Annotated in this window: 7 protein-coding genes; 6 read left to right on the forward strand and 1 reads right to left on the reverse strand. The window is 36.7% G+C overall.

Annotation, left to right across the window (positions count from 1 at the left end; all coding sequences use genetic code 11):
* From PSF16_RS16810 to PSF16_RS16830, 6 genes are all read left to right on the forward strand, one after another.
* Nucleotides 1-1,489, forward strand: a 1,489-nt coding sequence (locus PSF16_RS16810) for a DUF927 domain-containing protein (protein ID WP_272689742.1), incomplete at its 5' end; no start/stop codon positions are given.
* A 469-nt stretch (nt 1,490-1,958) separates the two neighbouring features.
* Nucleotides 1,959-2,198 carry a hypothetical protein gene (locus PSF16_RS16815; protein ID WP_096865211.1) on the forward strand — a complete coding sequence of 80 codons (240 nt, stop codon included), beginning with the start codon at nt 1,959-1,961 and terminating at the stop codon, nt 2,196-2,198.
* A gap of 1 nt (nt 2,199) precedes the next feature.
* Nucleotides 2,200-2,376, forward strand: coding sequence for a hypothetical protein (locus PSF16_RS16820; RefSeq protein ID WP_164561199.1), 177 nt, complete (start codon nt 2,200-2,202; stop codon nt 2,374-2,376).
* Between the two features lie 2 nt (nt 2,377-2,378).
* On the forward strand, nt 2,379-2,702 hold the full coding sequence (locus PSF16_RS16825; RefSeq protein ID WP_272689743.1) for a hypothetical protein: 324 nt from the start codon (nt 2,379-2,381) through the stop codon (nt 2,700-2,702).
* Entirely contained in the window at nt 2,686-2,940 is a 255-nt protein-coding gene (locus PSF16_RS17495) for an HNH endonuclease (protein WP_096865209.1), read from the forward strand. Before PSF16_RS16825 ends, PSF16_RS17495 begins: the two co-directional genes overlap by 17 nt.
* An 83-nt stretch (nt 2,941-3,023) precedes the next feature.
* Entirely contained in the window at nt 3,024-3,344 is a 321-nt protein-coding gene (locus PSF16_RS16830) for a hypothetical protein (protein WP_272689744.1), read from the forward strand.
* A 361-nt stretch (nt 3,345-3,705) separates the two neighbouring features.
* On the opposite strand, the gene PSF16_RS16835 is transcribed toward PSF16_RS16830, so the two are convergent.
* On the reverse strand, nt 3,706-4,091 hold a 386-nt coding region (locus PSF16_RS16835), incomplete at its 5' end, for a tyrosine-type recombinase/integrase (RefSeq protein ID WP_272689745.1).

Raw genomic sequence — 4,091 nt, forward strand, 5'->3', positions numbered from 1 at the left:
ATCTATCCTTGCAAATAATAATAAAATTAAGAGTATATTATTAGAAAATGGATTCAATCCTAGAATTATTAATAAAAAATTCAATGAAATTTTTGATGTTATTTCTGGTGATAGTGATAAGAGAATTAAACTATGTAATAAACCTGGCTTTGTTACTGTTGAAAATGAACTTTATTATGTCAAAAACTCAGGAGAGGTGTTAGGTGAAAATGGTAAGTTAAAAATATTTCCATACCCGAATGCTAAAACATTCGATATTTCCTTCCAGCCTAAAGGAACACTGGGTGAATGGAAAGATAAGGTTGCGAAATCTGCTAAATATAGCTCTTATATTATGCTTGCTTTATGTTCAGCTCTTGCTGGTATATGCATTTATTTTACAAAAATTGAGTCTGGAGGATTTCATTTTTATGGCGATAGTTCAAAAGGTAAAAGTACAACCCTAGATATAGCAGCTTCTGTATTTTGGGGGAACCCATACATTCTTGATTGGAATATTACTGATACTGCATTTGAGCAGTACGCAGAATCACGGAATCATGGGTTATTTTTGGCAGATGAACTTATTTTAATAGAAGCAAATAAGCAAGTTGCTGCGCAGAAGATGCAAAAAATTGTTTATATGCTTGGTTCTGGCTCAGGTAAATTAAGAAGTAATACATATCAAGAGCGTTTAGCTAGTTGGCAGTTAGTTGCATTAAGTAATGGAGAAAATGCTTTAAGTCAACATGCTAGTGAAGGACAAATGAAGCGTAAAAATGGTGAGAAAGCACGATTCATTGATATTCCTGTAAGCAGTAATAACGACATGGGGATTTTTAGTTCATTGCCTAAAGAAATGTCGTCATCTGCTGAATATGTGGAGCGCTTAAAAGTTGATTATAGTGACAATTACGGTACAGCAGGAGATGGATTTATACTTAAGATATTGAGTAAAGTGAGAAAAAAGTCTTCTGAGTATATTACTGAAAGGCTTGAATATTATATTACCGAATTCTTAAAAAAGAATAAAGTAGGTCATAATGGGCTAGAAAGGCGTATAGCTACTCGCTTTGCCTTAGCATATGCAAGTGGGATTTTAGGCATTAAAACTAAGATTCTTCCTTTTACTGAGACGGAGGTCTTTGATGGTGTTACAGATTGTTATCTGAAAGCTATTGACCAAAACCCAATTAAAAAGATGGTTTTCAATCAAAAACTATTAGATGCATTGAAAAAGCCCTGTAAACCGAAAAAGAGCCTAGTAGATGAGGACGAGCTAAATAACTTAGATGTTATTGTTTTAAAAATCAAGGGAGAATATTATGCCGCAGTAAAGTCATCATTTTTTGATGATAATATTATTGGGAATAAAAAAACTGTGATTCGCCAGTTGGTCTCAGAAGGAAAGTTACTTACTGATGCCCAAGGCAAAAGCACTCGCCAGTGCAAGGTTAATGGTGTGAAATTGAGCCGCCGTTACTGCTTGAAAGTAGATATTGTAAGTTAACTGTTCAATCAGTAAGGTATTATATTAAAGGTCTTCTAGTTATTTCTGGAAGGCCTTTGTTACATTGGCTTTAGGCTATTTGAGTGATATTGATTATATCTGCGCCAAATTTAATAGGATAGTAGTCTGCTATGAGCGAATAGCAGAATTTCAATATCGAATTATAGTTAACATGTGATTGCCTGCTTTTACCAAAAAATCGGGCGTGTTGTTCGGTTTACTTAGTCTTAATGGAGTAGCTCATTTAAGTCCCTTGTGTAAATAATCAAGTGATTTACTGAGAAGTCTCAGTAATGTAGTAGATTAAAAGTATATTAAGTGCTTAGCTAACTTCTCAACTTATTATTTTTAAATAAAGTCATAGGTATACATTGATTATGCCTTTCAGATGTTACTGAATGGTCTACATAATAGCTGTTATAGTTTATAATTTCGATTAAATAGCATCCGCAAAAAATTTGGAGAAAATATGCATATCTTAAAATTTGAAATTTTAGACCTAAAAAGTGGGGATAAAGTTGTTAAAGTTGAAGGTCAAGACATTCACATAAGTAGATCTTCTGGTGAATACGTAATTTATAAGCTGAAGATGGACAAGGATGGTGGGGTTATAGACTTCGATGTGTTGGCAATAACACAAGGTAGTGGTTCTTTCGATGTAATAACTGATGCTGATTTAAATGATCTTGCTGAGTTATGGGAAGAGTAAAATGAAAAACTCTCCGGAAGCTACTAGCTCAAGCAAGGAAATTGCTGAAAATGATAAGGTTACTGGCTCTGTAATTTATAGGCGTGTTGATCCAGAAAAGAAAACGGCACTAAAAAAACTTATAAAAGAAACAGCAAAAAAGCATGGTTTGGTTGTGAACATTTTTGAAAGGAAGTAGTCATGGAAGAAAAGGATTTAATAGTTAGATTTTCTGGTGACAATTCCAAAGTGAAGAAAGCTTTTCAGGAAATCATTGAGCAAGCAGCTGAACTTGGCTTGATTGGTAATGACCTTCGGATAAACAAAGTTCCTGATAAGGTAGAAAAAAGCAAGTTAAGGAATAAATCAGCTACTGACATTATGGTAAAAGTATCAGCAAGTGAAGAAAAAGCAGAAGCCTTTATGGAAGAGTTGATTTCTATTGTATCGGAAAACCTAGGCCTGGATTCGCCTTCTACAGGAATAAAACTATTGGGCGAGGCTAGTGATGACGAAGACAAGTAGCACTCGGAGCTATGCGCACTCACGGGCAATCGCATTAGCCAAAATCAGAGAAGATTATAACTGTGAATTAAGATGTGGTGCTAGTTTAGATATACATGGGCATCACATTTTGGACTTCAGCCTAGGAGGTGAAGCAACCCCAGAGAACATACTTGTTGTTTGTAAAAAATGTCACGACTTAGTCCATGCAGGTGAAATAGTAGTAGATACATTTGACTATCGCCCTGCAAAGCTGTAACAAGGCTCTGCTACGGAAAATCTACTCGCTGGCGCTCCTAAATTCCCGCAGAGCGCGGCGCTACATGATATCAAGGAATCAAGTTGAGTGCTAAATTCGAAGTTACAGGTCTCTTTTACGAGTCGAATGGTTTCAAGTTACGAAAGTATCTCAATATAAAGCGGGCCAACATTACTCTCGATAAGCCTGATCTCATGGTTGTAATGATGAACCCTGGTTCTTCTTATCCTTTGGATGGTATAGATAATAACTTCTTTCAATCAGAGGCACAGCCAGACACCACACAACAACAGATTATGAGAGTTATGGATGCAGTGGGGTTTGATTATGCAAGAATTCTGAATTTGTCTGATCTCCGCACGCCCGATTCAGGCCAACTGTATCCGTTTTTTGAAGTCCGATGAATGTAGTTTAGAGATTACTCCATTTTTTCACCCAATCGTCAATCTGAGCTAGAGCAGCTTTTTGTCAGAGGCGTACCGGTTATTTTTGGCTGGGGTGTAAACAAAGCTTTAGTTCCTCTAGCCAAGTTGGCAATAGAAGCTTTGTGTATTAGTAACCCTCTCGGAATTTTAAAGCCAAACACTAGTTACTCGTATTATCACCCACTGCCGAAAATCTACGCAAAGCAACTTGAGTGGGTTAAGCATGTAATACAAAGCACTCGGACATAGCAAAGCTGCACCGTTGTTTTAGGTGTTCTGCTAACACCTAACAGTGGACTTTAATACCGGCACAAAACAGACAATTAAATTTAATTGTGCACTAACGTTTATTGATCGCGTTATTAACAAACTCTCCCCACCAATCCATCATTTCACGCCTTTGTTCGAGATAAATAGCTCGGTTATATGCGCGTCGCACCTCATTGCTATCGATATGGGCTAAAGCTGCTTCAATCACATCAGGTTGAAATCCATGCTCATTTAATGCAGTTGATGCAATTGAACGGAATCCATGTGCTACAAGGCGACCTGCAAAGCCAACACGCTTGATAGCCGCATTAACTGTTTGGCTATTCATTGGTTTAGTATGTGGTGATTTCATACTAGGAAAAATGTGTTCCCTATGACCGCTTATAGGTTTCATAGTTTCTAATATTGCCAATGCTTGAGGAGAGAGAGGAATGATATGTTCTCTTTTCATCTTCA

Source organism: Providencia sp. PROV033, assembly GCF_028484855.1.
Classification (GTDB): Bacteria; Pseudomonadota; Gammaproteobacteria; order Enterobacterales; family Enterobacteriaceae; genus Providencia; species Providencia alcalifaciens.